Genomic DNA, 16,135 nt, shown 5'->3' with positions numbered 1-16,135 from the left:
AACTGCACAAACTGGTAGCTGCAGTAGCAAAATCTGAGGTAAACTGAGTCTGACTAACCCTTCCAAATCATGAAAATCCTCGTCACCGGCGGCGCCGGCTTTATTGGTTCCCATGTCGTGCGCTTGTTCGTAACGAAGTATCCGGAGTACCAGATTCTCAATCTTGACGCACTGACTTACGCGGGCAACCTAGAGAACCTGCGCGACATTGAGAACGCACCGAATTACCGCTTCATCAAAGGCGATATTTCTGACCAGGCTTTTGTTGACCAGCTGTTTGCCCACGAGGAACCCGACGCGGTTATTCACTTGGCAGCCGAGTCGCACGTGGACCGTTCTATCACGGACCCCATGGCATTTGTGAAAACCAACGTCATTGGCACAGTGAACCTGCTGAACGCCGCCCGCCACCTGTGGCAGCCTGGTGGCTACGACGGCCACGTGTTCTACCACGTGAGCACCGACGAAGTGTACGGCTCGCTGGACTTCGGCCCCGAGATGTTCACGGAGGAGACTTCTTATGACCCTCGCTCGCCTTACTCGGCGTCCAAGGCCAGCTCCGACCATTTTGTGCGGGCTTGGCACCACACCTACGGCCTGCCCATCAAGCTGAGCAACTGCTCGAACAACTACGGCCCTAATCATTTCCCCGAAAAGCTGATTCCGCTGGCTATCCATCGCCTGCGCACCGGCCAGCCGGTGCCGGTGTACGGCAAGGGCGAAAATGTGCGCGACTGGCTGTTTGTAAAAGACCACGCAACGGCCATCGACGCGGTGTTCCACAAAGGCAAAAACGGCGATACCTACAACATCGGCGGCGTGAACGAGTGGCAGAACCTGAAGCTCATCGAACTGCTCTGCGACGTGGTAGACCAGAAAACCGGCCAGGAGCAAGGCACTTCGCGCAAGCTCATCAAGTTCGTAACCGACCGCGCCGGCCACGACATGCGCTACGCCATTGATTCCAGTAAAATCATGAACGAATTGGGCTGGAAGCCAAGCGTGACTTTTGAGCAGGGCTTGGCCCAGACCGTAGACTGGTACCTCGAAAACGAGGAGTGGCTGAACCACGTGACCAGTGGCGCCTACCAGGATTATAACCAGAAGCAGTACGCTGGCCGCTAGGCAAAAAGCGTTAAGCTGATTAACTAAAAAGAATGTACGATACCCCTTTCCACGAGCAGCCGCTCGATAACCTTACGTTTCTCGTTACGGGCGGCGCGGGCTTCATTGGTTCAAACATCGTGGAGTACTTGTTGAAATACGGCGTTAAAAAGGTGCGCACCTTGGATAACTATTCCAACGGCTTCCGCAAGAACCTGGCGCTATTTGCCGGCGATTCCCGGCTGGAAATTATGGACGGCGACATCCGCGACGCTGCGGTGTGCGCCGCCGCCTGCGCCGGAGTAGACGTGGTGCTGCACGAGGCCGCGCTGGGCTCGGTGCCCCGCTCCATTAAAGACCCGGTGCTGACCAACGATGTGAACGTAGGCGGCTTTGTGCAGATGCTGACCGCCGCCAAAGACGCCGGCGTGAAACGTTTCGTTTACGCCGCTTCTTCATCGACCTACGGCGACCATCCCGGCCTGCCCAAAGTGGAAGACCGCATCGGCAAGCCGCTCTCGCCTTACGCTGTCACCAAGTATGCCAACGAGTTGTATGCTGATGTATTCGGCCGCACTTACGGCATGAAAATCATCGGCTTGCGCTACTTCAACATCTTCGGCCCACGCCAGGACCCAGGCGGAGCTTATGCGGCCGTGATTCCGCTGTTCATCGACGCCATTCTGCAAAACCAGCCGCCTACGCTCAACGGCGACGGCGGGCAGACCCGCGACTTTACCTTCGTGGAGAACTGCGTGCAGGCTAATATTCGCGCTGCGCTGGTGCAGAATCCGGCGGCCCTGAATCAGGTTTACAACATTGCCGTGGGCGACCGCACTTCGCTGGTGGAGATGTACGACATCCTGCGGGAGGAGGCCAATTCGGACCTGGCGCCTAAGTTTGGCCCCGACCGGGCAGGGGATATTCGTGACTCGCTGGCGGATATCTCAAAAGCCAATAACCTGCTCGGCTACGACCCCAAGATTCGCATCCGCGAGGGCCTGCGCCAGACGTTGGAGTGGTTCAAAGCTAATCAGGAGTTCATTCAGGCTCGTAACTAGCATTTAAGCAAAATAAACGTCATGCTGAGCGCAGCCGAAGCATCTCGCTCACGAATATAAATGATTTTACTGCTGCACGCGAGAAGCTTCGGCTGCGCTCAGCATGACGTTCTGGTTTTCAATCGTACACCCATACCCCATGAAAGGAATTATCCTTGCCGGCGGCTCCGGCACCCGCCTGCACCCGCTCACCCTGGCCGTATCCAAGCAGCTCATGCCCGTATACGACAAGCCGATGATTTATTATCCGCTGTCGATTCTTCTCATGGCAGGTATCCGGGAAGTGCTGATTATCACCACGCCCCACGACCAAGCACAATTCCAGAAGCTGCTCGGCGACGGCAAGAGCCTGGGCTGCAACTTTCAGTACGCGGTGCAGGAAGTGCCTAACGGCTTGGCCCAGGCCTTCGTTATTGGCGCCGATTTCATTGGTGATGACAAGGTGGCGCTGGTGCTCGGCGACAACATTTTCTACGGCGCGGGGCTGGAAGAACTACTGAAGTCGAACAGTAACCCGACGGGGGGCGTGGTTTTCGCCTACCACGTACACGACCCCGAGCGCTACGGTGTGGTAGAGTTCGATGGCGATAAAAATGCTCTCAGCATCGAGGAAAAGCCTGCCGAGCCCAAGAGCAACTACGCTGTTCCTGGCCTGTATTTCTATGATAATGACGTTATCGAAATAGCGCGCAACCTAGAGCCCAGCTCCCGCGGCGAGTACGAAATAACCGACGTGAACCGCGAGTACTTGCGCCGCGGTACGCTGAAAGTCGGCATCCTCGGTCGGGGCACCGCCTGGCTCGACACTGGCACCTTCGAAAGCCTGATGCAGGCCGGCGAATTTGTGCGTGTGATTGAGCAGCGCCAGGGCTTGAAGGTCGGCGCCATTGAGGAAATTGCTTATCGCCAAGGCTATATCGATGCCGACCAGCTCCGTGCCATCGCTGCACCGCTGCGCAAAAGCGGTTACGGTGACTACCTCATGCACCTGCCTGAGCAGTTGGTGATGGCTGACTAAAAAACCGAAATCAAATGAACACAAAAGCGCTCCGTAACGATGTTACGGAGCGCTTTTGTGTTCATTTGATTTCAATAATTGGTGATGCTACTCATCTAAATACAGGTGCACGAACTTAATGGCCATGCTGCCTTCGCCCACGGCCGAGGCCACGCGGGCCATGGCGCCAGCCCGGCTGTCGCCGGCCGCAAAAATGCCAGGCACGCAGGTTTCCAGCAGAAACGGCTCGCGCTGCTTTTTCCAAGTGGCAGCAAAGCGGGAGTCAGCTACTAGGTCGCGGCCGGTGAGCAGGAAGCCTTTGCCATCGCAAAAAATCTGGTCGTTGACCCACTCGGTGCTGGGTTTCGCACCAATAAAGACGAATAGGGCCCGGGCTGGCCTTTTCTCCACTGTTCCGTTTAGGTCGACCATCACGGCTTCGAGGTGGTCTTGGCCGCACACTTCCTTCACTTGCGAAAAGGGCAGCAGCTCGATGTTGGGCGTGGTGCGAATCTGCTCGATTAGGTAGGCTGACATGCTAGCAGCTAGGTCGGCCCCGCGGATGACAATGAACACCTGTCGGGCATATGTAGCCAAAAACATGGCCGCCTGCCCAGCCGAATTACCGCCGCCGACGATGTACACGTCCTGGGCCTCGCAGCTTCGGGCCTCGGTGCGGGCGGCACCGTAGTATACGCCGGCGCCACTGAGGCGGTCCATGCCGGGCACGTCGAGCGTGCGGTAGCTTACGCCGGTGGTCAGCACCACGGCCCGGGTGCTGATTTCGCTGCCGTCGCCAAGGGTGAGCACTTTGTAGCCATCCTGCACACATAGCTGGCTTACTTCCTGTGGGGCCAGGAACTCGGCCCCGAGGCGCACGGCCTGCGACCAAGCGCGGTGCGCAAGCTCGGCACCGCTGAGGCCGGTGGGGAAACCCAGATAGTTTTCGATGCGCGAACTGGTGCCGGCTTGGCCGCCGGGCGTCTGCCGCTCAATGATGAGCGTCTTTAGACCTTCGCTGGCCCCGTAGACGGCAGCGGCCAGCCCGCTGGGGCCGGCGCCTACCACTACCACGTCGTACATCTCCTGCGTGGCCTTGCTGTTGATGCCCAAGTGCTGGGCCAGCGAGGCCTTCGTTGGATTGGGCACGGCGGTGCCATCGGCACAAATGACCAGCGGTAGGTCAGCGGAATCATACCCGCTAGCTCTTAGCAGCTCCTGAGCTTCAGGTTGAGTTTCAAAATCCAGCCACTGGTAGCCCACCATGTAGCCGCTGAGAAAATTCTTGAGCTCGTGCGAGAGCGGCGACCACTGAAAGCCGATGAGCCGGATGCCGTCGTACCTGGGCTTGTGGGCGGCCTGCCAGGCATTCAGCAGGTCGTGCAGGGTCGGGAACAGCAGCTGCTCTGGCGGGTCCCAAGGCTTCATCAGGTAGTGGTCGAGCCGGGCGGAGTTGATGGCCCGAATGGCCGCTTCGGTATCGGCATAAGCCGTCAGCAACACTCGCTTGGCGTCCGGAAACAGGTAGCGCGAAGCGGTGAGCAGCTCCACGCCCTCCAAATCGGGCATGCGCTGGTCGGCAACGATGAGGGCCAGCGACTCTCCCTTCACGCGAAGCTCCTGCAGCGTCGTCAGAGCCTCGAGGCCGGAGCCGACACGCAAAATGCAGTAATTTTTGCTGAACTCCTGCCGCAGGTCGCGGGTAATGGCGGCCAGCACTTGCGGGTCGTCGTCGACAGCTAAGATGAAGGGCTTATTGGAGGCCATGTTTTAGTTGAATTAAGGCAAAGCACGTCAGTGGGGCGACAGCCTATCATCGTTGCCGCATGGGAAATTTTGACAAGTAAAATGGGAATGATTAAACTGATTCGTCGACTCTGGGTAGCAAGACATGCTTCATTAACCCAATGGAACGGCTATCGGCAGCCACGCGCAAAACTCGGTGTGACCGGGTCGGGAGCTGGCTTCCAGGCGTCCATCGTGCTGCCTGATGATGCGCTGGGCAATGTCTAGCCCCAGGCCCGAGCCCGCGCCGGCTTGCTTAGTGGTATAAAACGGCTCAAAGATGTGCGGCAGTACGTCGCCGGGGATGCCCGCACCATTATCAATTAGAAAAACGCGCACAAAGGCTCCTTCCACGCGGGTCCGAAGGGTGAGTTCTCCGCCCTGGGCCGGCAGCGCGTAGATGGCGTTGTCGATGAGGTTAGTCCATACTTGGTTCAGGCTACTTACCTGGCCCCGAATCTGCGGTAGGCCAGGGGCGTAGTCGCGGGTGAGGTGCACGTTCTTTTGGCGCAGCTCGAATCCGACCATATTAAGTGTGCTATCAAGACCGGCGGTAACGTCGAGCAGTTCGAAGCCGCCGGCGCGGTCCATGTGCGAGTACGTTTTCACGTCGGCTACCAGCTTGCTGATGCGGCTGCCAGCCTCCTGCACGTCGCGGATGAGCTGCATGGTGCTCTGCTGGCACTCCAGCCAGGCAAAAGCAGCGGGGCGAGCCGACATAGGCAGGACTTTCGCCGCAGTGGCCAGTATGTCCGCGGTCAAGCCAGTTTCGAGCAAGCCCGGGGCCAGTTGATACCCATCGGGTACGCCTTGATCGGTCAGCCAGTCGGCCAGTTCATCTTCGCGCTCTGAACGCTGCATGGGCGAGAGTTGCAGCGGTGATGTGGCGCTTTTGAGCATGGGCACTGCCAGGGCTGTGAAGGCGCAGAGAGCCTGTGGATTGGGGCACTGCTCAATGAGCTTCTGCAGCAGCTGCGGCTTGATGGCGGCCCGGTCAGCCAGGGCTTGGGAGGCGCGGGCGATGGCTGCAGCAGGGTTGTTCAACTCGTGCGCCAGCCCAGCCGAGAGCTTGCCCAGCGCCCGCAGCTTGTCGTCGCGCTCCTGGCCGCGGGCCTCGTCGCGGGCGCGGTCGCTCATTAGAGCCACCAGGCGTTGTATCAGCTCGGGGCTGACTTGCTCGAGGGCCGGGAAGTGGTCGCGGTGCAGCAGGTACAGCACGGTGTGCCCCGCGGCCAGACCGAGGCCGTTGATGATGCGCAGCCGGGAGTAAGGCAGCACGCCGGTCACCTGGCTCTTCTCGACTCGAAACCGGGGTTCTCGGGTGCCATTTTGCAGGGTATAGAACTGGATGCCGCCTTTTAGAATAGCCATGAGGTACACGGCCGCATCGCCGGGCTGGGCAATGGAGCCGCCTTCGTCCAGGTCACGCCGTTCGCCGTGGGCTAGTAGCCACTCCAGCACGTTATCTGGAAGGCCCGTAAAGGCGGTGACAGTAGCTAATTCGGCAATGGTCAGGGCAAGCGTATCGGACATTGGGAAGCAGCCCAATAAGGGACAAAAAATGGAACATAGTGAGCCCTAAGCAGGCGTACTTTGTAGTTGTATTACAAACGGACAAATAGTTTTAATGCTTTATGAATGTAAGACTTTTACTGAAAGAGCACGCCATGAAAGCAAATAGGGCCCGAGTGGCTTTGCTGGGGGTAGCCTGTCTGGCCGTCAGCCCAGCGGCTAACGGGCAGCAGGCTGTGCGCATGGCCAATCGGGTCGATTCGCTGCGGGCTGCTCGGGACGGCAAGCCCGTTTATTCTACGGCAATGTTCACCTTCGTCAGCGGGAAGCAGGTGCGCGGCTACGTCGACGGCTACTACACCTGCCTGCTCGACCAAGTGCAGTGCTATGAAGTGCCCCCTGACCGCCTGCCAACTCCCCCATCAAAGCCATTAGTATCGAGCGCCTGAAGAGCATGACCGTGGACGGCCACACACTGGAAGCGCTATACATGCGGGGCAAGCCCCTCAAGGTGCTGGCCGAGAACCTCGCCACTCCCGGCCCCATGGAAATTTTTGGCTATGCAAAAACCAAAAACGACATGCTGATACCTATTCCGCTATTGCCTGCTGGAGCGTTGCTTATTTCTACCGGCACGCACGAGAAATATTATTGGTACGTGCGGACAGCTGGTAGCGAGTTGCAGGAGGTGCCCCGGGGTCATAAAGCCTTTGTAGAGTTCATGGGCAAGATGTGCGGCAAGGCCCCCGCGCTGGCAGCCGAATTGCAGCAGTTGGCCAAAGGCAGTGGGGACACCAAACCGCGCTATCGGCTTGATAACGCTCCCGAACTGGTAAGCCAGTACAACGCCATAGTAGCGGGACAGTAGAGGTAAGGGCATATTAGATGGCCGGGCATAAAGTAAGCCGTGTCACATTCCAAATTCCATTTTAGAGGCACTTTTAGTGTAACAAAAAGCTTATCTAAAGCTGGCCTTAAATAATGCGTCAGTTTTCAATATATGGCCAAAGCAAGAACTGTTTTTTTCTGCCAATCCTGCGGCGCTCAATCGGCAAAATGGATAGGGCGCTGCCCGGCGTGCGGCGAGTGGAATACCTACGTCGAAGAAGTCATTCAAAAAGAAACAGTGGCTACCACCACCGGCCAGTGGAAGCCCGCCAGCACCGTGCCCGGCGGCAACCTCACCAAAGCAGCCAAGTCGGTGCCGCTCGGCGATATTCTGGCCGAAGACGAGCCCCGCATCATCACCCCCGACGGCGAGCTGAACCGCGTGCTGGGTGGCGGTATTGTGCCCGGCTCCATTGTTCTCATTGGCGGTGAGCCCGGCATTGGCAAGAGCACGCTCATGCTCCAGATTGCCTTGAGCCTGCGCAAGATGAAGGTGCTCTACGTGAGCGGTGAGGAAAGCGAAGCTCAGATTAAGATGCGGGCCGAGCGCATGGCCGACGGCCAGCATTCCGGCTGCTTCATTCTCACCGAAACCAACACCCAGAACATCTTCCGGCAGATTGACCAGGTGCAGCCCAACATCCTCGTCATCGACTCCATCCAAACCATGCACTCTACGCTGGTAGAGAGCGGCGCGGGCAGTGTGAGTCAGGTGCGCGAGTGCACCGCCGAGTTTCTGAAATTTGCCAAAGAAACCAGCACGCCGGTGCTGCTCATCGGCCATATCACGAAAGACGGCAGCATTGCCGGCCCCAAAATTCTCGAGCATATGGTCGACACTGTGCTGCAGTTCGAGGGCGACCGGCACATGAGCTACCGTATTTTGCGCACCACCAAAAACCGTTTCGGCAGCACCTCCGAGCTGGGGATTTATGAGATGCAGGGCGACGGCCTGCGCCAGGTGAGCAACCCCTCCGAAATCCTGCTTTCGCAGCGCGGCGAAAGCTTGAGCGGCATGGCCATTGGCGCCACGCTGGAAGGCAACCGGCCGCTGCTGGTGGAAGTGCAGGCCCTGGTTACGCCTTCCACCTACGGCACGCCCCAGCGCAGCAGCACCGGATTCGACGCCAAGCGCCTGCAAATGCTGCTGGCCGTGCTCGAGAAGCGCGCCGGCCTGCGTCTGGGTCAGCACGATGTGTTTTTGAACATTGCCGGAGGACTGCGCCTCGACGACCCCGCCCTGGACATGGCCGTGTGCGCGGCCGTGGTTTCTTCGCTAAATGATTTGCCCATTCCCGGCGATGTCTGCCTCGCGGCTGAGGTCGGACTTAGTGGAGAGATTCGAGCGGTGTCGCGACTCGACCAGCGCTTGGCCGAAGCCGAAAAATTAGGATTTCGGGAGATGTACGTTTCGCAGTTTAATGGCAAGGGACTTGACCTGGCGCGGTTTGGCTTAAAAGTGCACGCCGTGAGCCGACTCGATGAAGTGCTCAATGGCCTATTCGGTTAGGGCAAAATTGCACTGATAATCAGTTGGTGGCTGCCGTAGCTAGCAGCCACCAAATAGGCTTTTACCAGATAAAGTGAAAAATTACTGAAGAGCTAATTTGGATTTTATAAACTAAAAAGCCTTATCTTCGGAGGACTGATAGGCTTTTACCGCGAATTCATATGTAAAGCTGGTCGGTATTGTCGTTTTGTATTCGGTTATCGGCGGTCGACGGTGGTCGTCTTCTGCTAGTTTTTTTGTGATATGATGTCTGCTTTCATCACTTGTGCGCGTCGCCTGCTGGGAACGGCGCTGCTTGCGGCTCCCTTGCTGAGCTATGGGCAAAGCAAGCCTGTTCCAGCAAAGAGTACAGTCCAGCCAAAGCCAGTGCCTACCTCGAGCGCAAGCCCGCGTAAGCCGGCTTCCGCCACGGGCGCAGGCAGCCACTCGAAGCCCACGTCCAGTGTGGCAAACGGCAAAAAGGCTCCTGCTGCCAAACCCGCGCAAACTAAAACGGCGGCTCCTGCGGCCGCCGCTGATGAAGTGGAAACCACCACGGCCGTAGCCCCTGCCGCAGCCCCTGCTACGACGGCTCCGGCGCCAGCAAAGGCAGTTCAAGTAGCTTCTGCTGTGGCAAAGCCGACGGGCACTGCCGTGCTCACCGGTCGCATCACCGGCCCCACTACCGACTCGGTGGGGGTTACGCTGCGCGAGAATCCCCTTGACCCCAAGGAAAAGCTCATCCGCGTTCCACTGAATGACAAAGGCGAGTTTAAGCTGGTAGTTCCCGTGTACGGCTCTACCAAAGCCGACCTGGTGTACGGCGATGACGTAGCGCCCCTGTTCCTGGACGCGGGCACCGACATGGACGTGCGCTTCAAAGGCAGCGACATGTCGGGGACACTCAAATTTAAGCCCAACGATGTGCCGACCGGCTTGGCTACCAAGCTGCGCAACCGCGCCAACCTAAACGAGGAGCAGCGCCACCGCCAGCAGGCCGCCAATGCCAACAATTACCTCGTAGAGGCCGACGCCCAGTTTGTGGAGAACGACGGCTTCCAGGTATTGCCCGATAACATTCAGCTTTACGAGGCGCCGTTCCTGTCGTTTTTGGAGTACCGCCGCAAGCACCAGTTCAACTTCTTGGAAGACCACGCTGCCAAGCAATCGTTTACCCAAGATTTCTACAACTACGCCCGCGCCGAAGTGGTGTACGCCTACGCCAATGACCGGCTGACGTTCCAGGACCTGCGGGAGCAAGTAGTGAATACCGAAGGTCGCCTTAAAATGGCCCCGGACTACTACAACTTCCTGCGCGAGCCCGGTCTGCTTAATGAGCCTAACGCCATTCAGAGCGAGCTCTACCACGAGTTTTTGCTGAACTACATCCACTTTGCCGTAGCCCAAGACAAGCGCCAGCGCTCCGACCCGGACTTTTATCCGGCTTCGTACGCCCTGGCCAGCAAGAAGCTCACCGGCCCCGTCCGGGCCATCATTCTAGGCCGCATCCTGCAGGAGTCGTTCCGTTTCGGGCACGTGAAGCAGTCGGCCGCCATGCTGGCCGACTATCGCACCTACGACCCCAAGAACCAGTTCTATCCTACCCTGCAAGCTGATTTCGACCAGCACAAGGAGTTTGCCATCGGGGCCCCTGCACCCGATTTCAGGCTGGCCACGGCCGAAGGTGATACCGTGAACCTGCACGATTTCGCTGGTAAGCTGGTGTACCTCAACTTTTGGAAGAGCACCAACGGCTTGTGCCTGCGCGACTTGGCCTATGCTCAGGAGTTGATTAAGAAGTTTGAAGGCAAGAACATCACCTTCATCAACATCGCCCTCGATGAAAACGAGCAGGCCTGGCGACAGCTCGTCACCGTGAAAAAGCTGCCCGGCGTGCAAGTGCGCGTGCCCGGGGGCGGCTTGCGCTCGCAGCTAGCCAGTGACTACGCCTTGCAGGAGGTGCCCACCTACATGCTGGTGGGTGAAGACGGTACCTTCCTCAACACCAAGCCCAAGCGCCTGAGCAGCCGTGCTGCCATCGACGAAATCAATCAGTCTTTTGGCAAAGCCAGTACTTATACTAGTGCCATTGATTTTCCGGCAACCAAAAAGTAACCGGCAGTAATACAACCGAAGTAGCGCGAACTTTGTAGTTCGCGTCCCCGCGCCACTTGGTCTCGTCCACTGGCGCGGGGACGCGAACTACAAAGTTCGCGCTACTGCTTTATTCCGCTCCCATGTCCGTGCTTACCGATAGCCTGAACGTTTTGTCAAAAGCCACGCCGCTTCGCGTCTGGAATACGGTGCAAATCGTTGGCTCTTATATTATGAGCAAGCTTACGGGCAAGGCGCGGCTGGCGGGGATGCCCATGGCCCTCAGCTTCGAGCCCACCACTAGCTGCAACCTGCGCTGCCCGGAGTGCCCAAGTGGGCTGCGCTCATTCACGCGGCCCACGGGCATGCTGCCTGAGGACTTATTCAAAAAGACAATTGACGAAGTGGCCAGCCGGCTCTGGTACCTGATTTTCTACTTCCAAGGCGAGCCGTATTTGCACCCGAAATTTCTGGAATTGGTGAAGTACGCGGCTGATAAGGGTATTTATACCGCTACCAGCACCAATGCCCATTACCTCAACGACCAGAACGCCCGTCGCACCGTGGAAAGCGGGCTTGACCGCCTCATCATTTCCCTCGACGGCACTACCCAGGAGGTGTACCAGCAGTACCGCGTGGGAGGCAAGCTGGAGAAGGTGCTGGAAGGCACCCGCAACATTGTGAAGTGGCGCAAAGAACTGAAATCGAGCACGCCGCGCATCATCTTTCAGTTTCTGGTGGTGCGGCCCAACGAACACCAGATTGACGATGCCAAACGGCTGGCCGAGGCCATGGGCGTGGACGATGTGTGGTTCAAGACCGCGCAGATTTATGACCACCAGCACGGCTCCCCGCTCATTCCCACCATCGATTATTACTCACGGTACCAGAACAACCAAAACGGCACCTGGAGCCTGAAGAACAAGCTGGTCAACCATTGCTGGAAAATGTGGCATTCCTGCGTGATTACCTGGGACGGCCTGGTGGTGCCCTGCTGCTTCGACAAGGACGCCGAATACCGGCAAGGGGACCTCAAAACTGAAACCTTCGGCCAGCTCTGGCGTGGTTCCAAGTACCAGCAGTTTCGGGGCAGCCTGCTCAAAGGGCGCGACCAGATTGAGATGTGCCGCAACTGTTCGGAAGGCACCCAGGTGTGGGGCTAGGAATCGGCAGCAACTTATTGTGGCTTTAGGGAAATAACTGCTCACACATGTCTGAATTGGAATCAGCGGCACACTACCCGGCCGGCTCCCATCCGCACAAGTACGAGTTTCCAGGGCGGGCGCTGACGGAGCTGAGCAGCGCAATTATTGGCAAGCACTGCAATGTCTGGCCCACGACCGATGCCCGGGCGCTGGCCGCCATTCAGCCCGAAACGCTGGCGCTGAACTACGGAGTATTTACCAGCACGATGTCCGGACCGCTGCGTTTCCCCACTGTGGTAGTGCAACAACAAGAGTCGGGCTTACTGGTGTTCTGCGCTTGTGCAGGACCAAAAAGCGCGCTATGCGAGCACCAGGCGGTAGTGTTGCTAAGTATAGTGCAGCGCAAAGAGCTACGCCTATTTTTCGATAAGGTCTTGCGGCAGCAATACTTGCTGGCTTCGGCTCGCGACTTCGGGATAAACGAGAGCGAAGACCTTGACGCCTACTTCGACCTTACCTACAGCCGACCGGCAGCAGTAGCCGCGACGCCCAAGCGCGCCGACCTCTACCCCGTGACCGCCGCAGCGAAGCAGGAGATGCTGGAGCAACTCATGCCCGCAAAACGTCCGCTTGCCCTGCCACTACCCGCCGGCTCCCGCCTGCTGATACTGGACCGTCACCGCTACTACGGACACCTGACCATTCACCTGGCCGAGGCGGGTACCACCGCAGCCGGGAAGCTCAAGAGCCCCGTAGCCTTGATCAATCCCCTGGACGGCATCTGGCAGTTGCAGGACCCCGACGAGGTAAAGTTTTATACCGCCCTGGGCCGCTTCCAGCACAATTACGATGAGGCCCGCTCTGCCGTGGGCATAGCTGCCCTGCGCGCCATTGTGCGCAATCCGCACCAGCTGCCGGTGTATGCGCACAAGCCCGGGGTATCTGACAAGCCCACGGCCAAATCCTTGCTGCCGGTGCAGCTGCGCAGTGCCAAAACCGACCTGCGGCTACGCGTGACGCAGCAGGGCGAGTATTACGAAGTCCGCGGCGAGCTACTGCTGGATGACGAACCCTTCGACCTGACCACGCTAGCCGTTCGCTACGAATACTTTTTAGCGGTGCGTGAATCACTGTACTTGCTCGATGACCTGGACGTGTGGCGGGTGGTGGAGTTTTTCCAGAAGCGCAACAATACCCTGCTCATTCACCACAACAAGTTTGCTGAATTTCAGCGCGATGTGCTGGCAAATCTGGAAGACAGGCTGCACATAAATTACGGCTATGTGCGGCCGGCCACGCCTGAGCAACGGGTTGAAGGCGGCTTCGGCCAGGCACCCGAGCCACTGCTGTACCTCACCGATGCCGGAGCCCACGTAGAGCTGCTGCCAGTGCTGCGCTACGGCCCAAAGGAAGTGCCCGTGCTCTCGCGCCGCCAGCTTTACGCCACCGACGAGCTGGGGCGCCCATTTTTGCTAACCCGAGATGCTGCGGCCGAAGCGCGCCTGCTAGCGGCCCTGCTCCGGCACTATCCTGATTTCCAGGAACAACTCAACCAGGACTCACTGTATGTGCCCAAAACCCTTTTTCTAAGCGAAGAATGGTTTCTGGAAGCTTTTGAGGACTGGCGTAGCCATGGCATTACCGTTCTGGGATTCAACCAGCTCAAGAATAATGTCCTCAACTCTCATAAGGCACGGGTGAAAATTCGGGTGACGGGCGAAACAAACTGGTTTGATACAACACTACGAGTGAAATTTGGCCGGCAGCAGGCCTCGCTGCAGAACCTGCACAAAGCCGTGCGCAACAAGAGCCGCTATGTGCACCTCGACGACGGCACCCGCGGAATTCTGCCGCAGGAATGGATGGAAAAGTTTGCAGCTTATTTCGAAGCGGGCGAAGTGGTAGAAGAACGGATTCGAACTCCCAAAATCAGCTTCGTTACCTTGGCTGCACTCTACGCCCCGGCCGACCTGACGCCCGCCACCCAAGCTGAGCTGGCCCGCTACCAGGCCGCTGCGGCCGACTTCACCGGCATTGCCCCAGTGGCCGTGCCCAAAGCCCTGCGCGCCACGCTGCGCGAGTACCAGCAGCAGGGCCTCAACTGGCTGAATTTTCTCGATACCTTCAACTTCGGTGGCTGCCTGGCCGATGACATGGGCCTGGGCAAAACCCTGCAGGTGCTGGCCTTCATTCTGCTGCAGCGCGAAAAAGGGTTGGCTGTGGCCAACCTGGTGGTGGTGCCCACTTCGCTGGTGTTCAACTGGCAGGCTGAGGTAGCCAAGTTTGCCCCGTCATTGCGGGTGCACGTGCTGCACGGGGCCAGCCGCCGCCAGAGCAGCCGCGAGTTCTACGCCTACGACATTGTGCTAACGACCTACAACACGGTGGTGTCGGACATCCAGTGGCTGAAAGACTACTGCTTCAACTACGTTTTTCTCGACGAGTCTCAGGCCATCAAAAACCCTGATTCGTTGCGCTACCAAGCCGCCTGCCTGCTGCAGGCCCGCAACCGGGTGGTAATCACGGGCACACCCGTCGAGAACAACACTTACGACCTGTACGGGCAGCTTTCCTTTGCTTGCCCGGGTTTGCTGGGCAGCCGGCAACATTTTCAGGACCAGTACGCCGCGCGCATCGACAAATTTAAGGATGCCCGGGTGGCGCAGGTGCTTCGCCAGAAAGTCAACCCTTTCGTGCTGCGCCGCACCAAGGCCCAGGTGGCTACCGAGCTGCCCGATAAAACCGAAATGGTGCTCTACTGCGAAATGGGCACCGAGCAGCGCCAAGTGTACGAAGCTTGCCGGCAGGAATTCCGGGCCAAGCTGATGGGCCTGCACGAGGAAACACCGGGCAAAAGCAGCCTGCACATTCTGCAGGGCCTAACCAAGCTGCGCCAGATTTGCAACTCGCCGGCTCTGCTGCCCGACGAAGAATACTATGGCCCGGCTTCGGCCAAACTAAAAGTGTTGCTGGAGGAAATCAGCACCAAGTCGCCGCAGCACAAGATTCTAATTTTCTCGCAGTTCGTGGCCATGCTTAACCTCATCCGGGGGGAGCTGGACCAGCGCGGCGTTGCCTACCAGTACCTGACGGGCCAGACCCGCAACCGGGCCGCGGCCGTTACTGCTTTTCAGGAAGATGCCAGCGTGCGCGTGTTTCTCATCAGCCTGAAAGCCGGTGGCACGGGCATCAACCTGCCCGCCGCTGACTACGTGTACCTCGTGGACCCGTGGTGGAACCCGGCCGTAGAAAACCAAGCAATTGACCGCAGCCACCGCATCGGCCAGACCAAGAAAGTAGTTGCCGTGCGCCTCATTTGCCCAGATACAATTGAGGAGAAAATCATGAAGCTGCAGGAAACCAAGCGCGCCTTAGCCCACGATTTGGTGAAAACCGACGCGGCTTTTTTCAAGGAACTCAGCAGGCAGGAACTGCTAGCTTTGGTTACCTAAGTGCTTGTGCAAAAGCAACCAAACCTAAAAATAACGTCATGCTGAATGGAGCTGAAGCATCTCGCGTGCAGTAGTAACCAAAACCGTTTTCACGATATGGAATACTAACCCGAGTGAGATGCTTCGGCTCCGCTCAGCATGACATTCTTCCTTATTGCCTGAATGATTTAGGGGCAATAGTTAAAAGAGCCTTACTTGTGCTTTTTAACCAGGTTCTTGCCCAGGGTTTCTACCTGCGTGAGAAACTCAAGCGCGTCGCTGTCGCCGTAGGTGCCATAGGCGGAGGAGATGGTGCCGCGCACGCCGTCGTTGGCTTCAAGGGCGTAGAGGATGGACATATCGTCGGGGTTGCTCTCGCCTTCGAAGCGGTAAAAATCGACAATAGTGATTTCATTGGGCGCGTAGCTCTTTTCCGAGGTGTGGCCAATGGTTTGCAGGCGGCCGTTCACGACGGTGAAGTCCTGGGTGAAGCCATCCTTTTTAAGCTTGTTTTCGACGTTCACAAGGGAGCGTTCTTCTTCTTTGTCCTGCATAGCGGTGGTGTTTTGGAGTAGTAAAGCGAAGCGGGAAGGTGCAAACGCAGCCCGCCCCCGCGTCGGCTATACGCA

General features: G+C 58.1%; 12 protein-coding genes. 9 read left to right on the top strand and 3 right to left on the bottom strand.

From position 1 onward, the window contains the following. The first annotated feature begins 69 nt into the window (after window positions 1-69). The 3 genes from rfbB to rfbA all read left to right on the top strand — a co-directional run bounded on the left by rfbB (window position 70) and on the right by rfbA (window position 3,183). A complete protein-coding gene (gene rfbB / locus ACP7AJ_RS00690) occupies window positions 70-1,125 on the top strand; it encodes a dTDP-glucose 4,6-dehydratase (RefSeq protein ID WP_426058261.1) in 1,056 nt (351 codons plus the stop codon). A 32-nt stretch (window positions 1,126-1,157) separates the two neighbouring features. Then, window positions 1,158-2,165: an SDR family oxidoreductase gene (locus tag ACP7AJ_RS00685; protein ID WP_426058260.1), complete on the top strand. Its 1,008-nt coding sequence runs from the start codon at window positions 1,158-1,160 to the stop codon at window positions 2,163-2,165. A 139-nt stretch (window positions 2,166-2,304) separates the two neighbouring features. Then, entirely contained in the window at window positions 2,305-3,183 is an 879-nt protein-coding gene (gene rfbA, locus ACP7AJ_RS00680; RefSeq protein ID WP_426058259.1) for a glucose-1-phosphate thymidylyltransferase RfbA, read from the top strand. 87 nt (window positions 3,184-3,270) lie between these two features. On the opposite strand, the gene ACP7AJ_RS00675 is transcribed toward rfbA, so the two are convergent. Both ACP7AJ_RS00675 and ACP7AJ_RS00670 read right to left on the bottom strand, forming a co-directional pair. Beyond that, window positions 3,271-4,929 (bottom strand): FAD-dependent oxidoreductase, encoded by a 1,659-nt coding sequence (locus ACP7AJ_RS00675; RefSeq protein WP_426058258.1) that lies wholly within the window; start codon window positions 4,927-4,929, stop codon window positions 3,271-3,273. Between the two features lie 132 nt (window positions 4,930-5,061). Next, entirely contained in the window at window positions 5,062-6,480 is a 1,419-nt protein-coding gene (locus ACP7AJ_RS00670) for a sensor histidine kinase (RefSeq protein WP_426058257.1), read from the bottom strand. A 134-nt stretch (window positions 6,481-6,614) separates the two neighbouring features. Here ACP7AJ_RS00670 and ACP7AJ_RS00665 point away from each other — a divergent pair, with 134 nt between their 5' ends. The 6 genes from ACP7AJ_RS00665 to ACP7AJ_RS00640 all read left to right on the top strand — a co-directional run bounded on the left by ACP7AJ_RS00665 (window position 6,615) and on the right by ACP7AJ_RS00640 (window position 15,527). Beyond that, window positions 6,615-6,908 carry a hypothetical protein gene (locus ACP7AJ_RS00665; RefSeq protein ID WP_426058256.1) on the top strand — a complete coding sequence of 98 codons (294 nt, stop codon included), beginning with the start codon at window positions 6,615-6,617 and terminating at the stop codon, window positions 6,906-6,908. An 11-nt stretch (window positions 6,909-6,919) separates the two neighbouring features. Continuing rightward, the gene (locus ACP7AJ_RS00660; RefSeq protein WP_426058255.1) at window positions 6,920-7,327 is read left to right on the top strand and encodes a hypothetical protein; all 408 of its coding nucleotides are present in this window, start codon (window positions 6,920-6,922) and stop codon (window positions 7,325-7,327) included. 132 nt (window positions 7,328-7,459) lie between these two features. Further along, window positions 7,460-8,857 (top strand): DNA repair protein RadA, encoded by a 1,398-nt coding sequence (gene radA / locus ACP7AJ_RS00655; RefSeq protein WP_426058254.1) that lies wholly within the window; start codon window positions 7,460-7,462, stop codon window positions 8,855-8,857. A gap of 444 nt (window positions 8,858-9,301) precedes the next feature. After that, window positions 9,302-10,951, top strand: a complete 1,650-nt coding sequence (locus tag ACP7AJ_RS00650) for a TlpA family protein disulfide reductase (RefSeq protein ID WP_426058253.1) — start codon at window positions 9,302-9,304, stop codon at window positions 10,949-10,951. A 122-nt stretch (window positions 10,952-11,073) separates the two neighbouring features. Next, complete coding sequence (locus tag ACP7AJ_RS00645; RefSeq protein WP_426058252.1) at window positions 11,074-12,093, top strand: SPASM domain-containing protein; 1,020 nt, start codon at window positions 11,074-11,076, stop codon at window positions 12,091-12,093. Window positions 12,094-12,140: 47 nt separating this feature from the next. Beyond that, complete coding sequence (locus ACP7AJ_RS00640) at window positions 12,141-15,527, top strand: DEAD/DEAH box helicase (RefSeq protein ID WP_426058251.1); 3,387 nt, start codon at window positions 12,141-12,143, stop codon at window positions 15,525-15,527. Between the two features lie 191 nt (window positions 15,528-15,718). Here the strand turns inward: ACP7AJ_RS00640 and ACP7AJ_RS00635 are convergent, their stop codons facing one another. Beyond that, on the bottom strand, window positions 15,719-16,060 hold the full coding sequence (locus tag ACP7AJ_RS00635) for a hypothetical protein (RefSeq protein WP_426058250.1): 342 nt from the start codon (window positions 16,058-16,060) through the stop codon (window positions 15,719-15,721). Between the last annotated feature and the right edge of the window lie 75 nt (window positions 16,061-16,135).

The sequence above is a fragment of the Hymenobacter sp. B1770 genome (genome assembly GCF_049896385.1).
Taxonomy (GTDB): Bacteria; Bacteroidota; Bacteroidia; order Cytophagales; family Hymenobacteraceae; genus Hymenobacter.
This window is presented reverse-complemented; position numbering and strand designations above follow the sequence as displayed.

What these genes read in the sequence shown, in the direction of transcription:
- rfbA (WP_426058259.1), top strand. Translation starts at nt 2,305, where the DNA reads ATGAAAGGAATTATCCTTGCCGGCGGCTCCGGCACCCGCCTGCACCCG.
- ACP7AJ_RS00670 (WP_426058257.1), bottom strand. Translation starts at nt 6,480, where the DNA reads ATGTCCGATACGCTTGCCCTGACCATTGCCGAATTAGCTACTGTCACC.
- rfbB (WP_426058261.1), top strand. Translation starts at nt 70, where the DNA reads ATGAAAATCCTCGTCACCGGCGGCGCCGGCTTTATTGGTTCCCATGTC.
- ACP7AJ_RS00635 (WP_426058250.1), bottom strand. Translation starts at nt 16,060, where the DNA reads ATGCAGGACAAAGAAGAAGAACGCTCCCTTGTGAACGTCGAAAACAAG.
- ACP7AJ_RS00665 (WP_426058256.1), top strand. Translation starts at nt 6,615, where the DNA reads ATGAAAGCAAATAGGGCCCGAGTGGCTTTGCTGGGGGTAGCCTGTCTG.
- ACP7AJ_RS00675 (WP_426058258.1), bottom strand. Translation starts at nt 4,929, where the DNA reads ATGGCCTCCAATAAGCCCTTCATCTTAGCTGTCGACGACGACCCGCAA.
- ACP7AJ_RS00685 (WP_426058260.1), top strand. Translation starts at nt 1,158, where the DNA reads ATGTACGATACCCCTTTCCACGAGCAGCCGCTCGATAACCTTACGTTT.
- ACP7AJ_RS00640 (WP_426058251.1), top strand. Translation starts at nt 12,141, where the DNA reads ATGTCTGAATTGGAATCAGCGGCACACTACCCGGCCGGCTCCCATCCG.
- radA (WP_426058254.1), top strand. Translation starts at nt 7,460, where the DNA reads ATGGCCAAAGCAAGAACTGTTTTTTTCTGCCAATCCTGCGGCGCTCAA.
- ACP7AJ_RS00645 (WP_426058252.1), top strand. Translation starts at nt 11,074, where the DNA reads ATGTCCGTGCTTACCGATAGCCTGAACGTTTTGTCAAAAGCCACGCCG.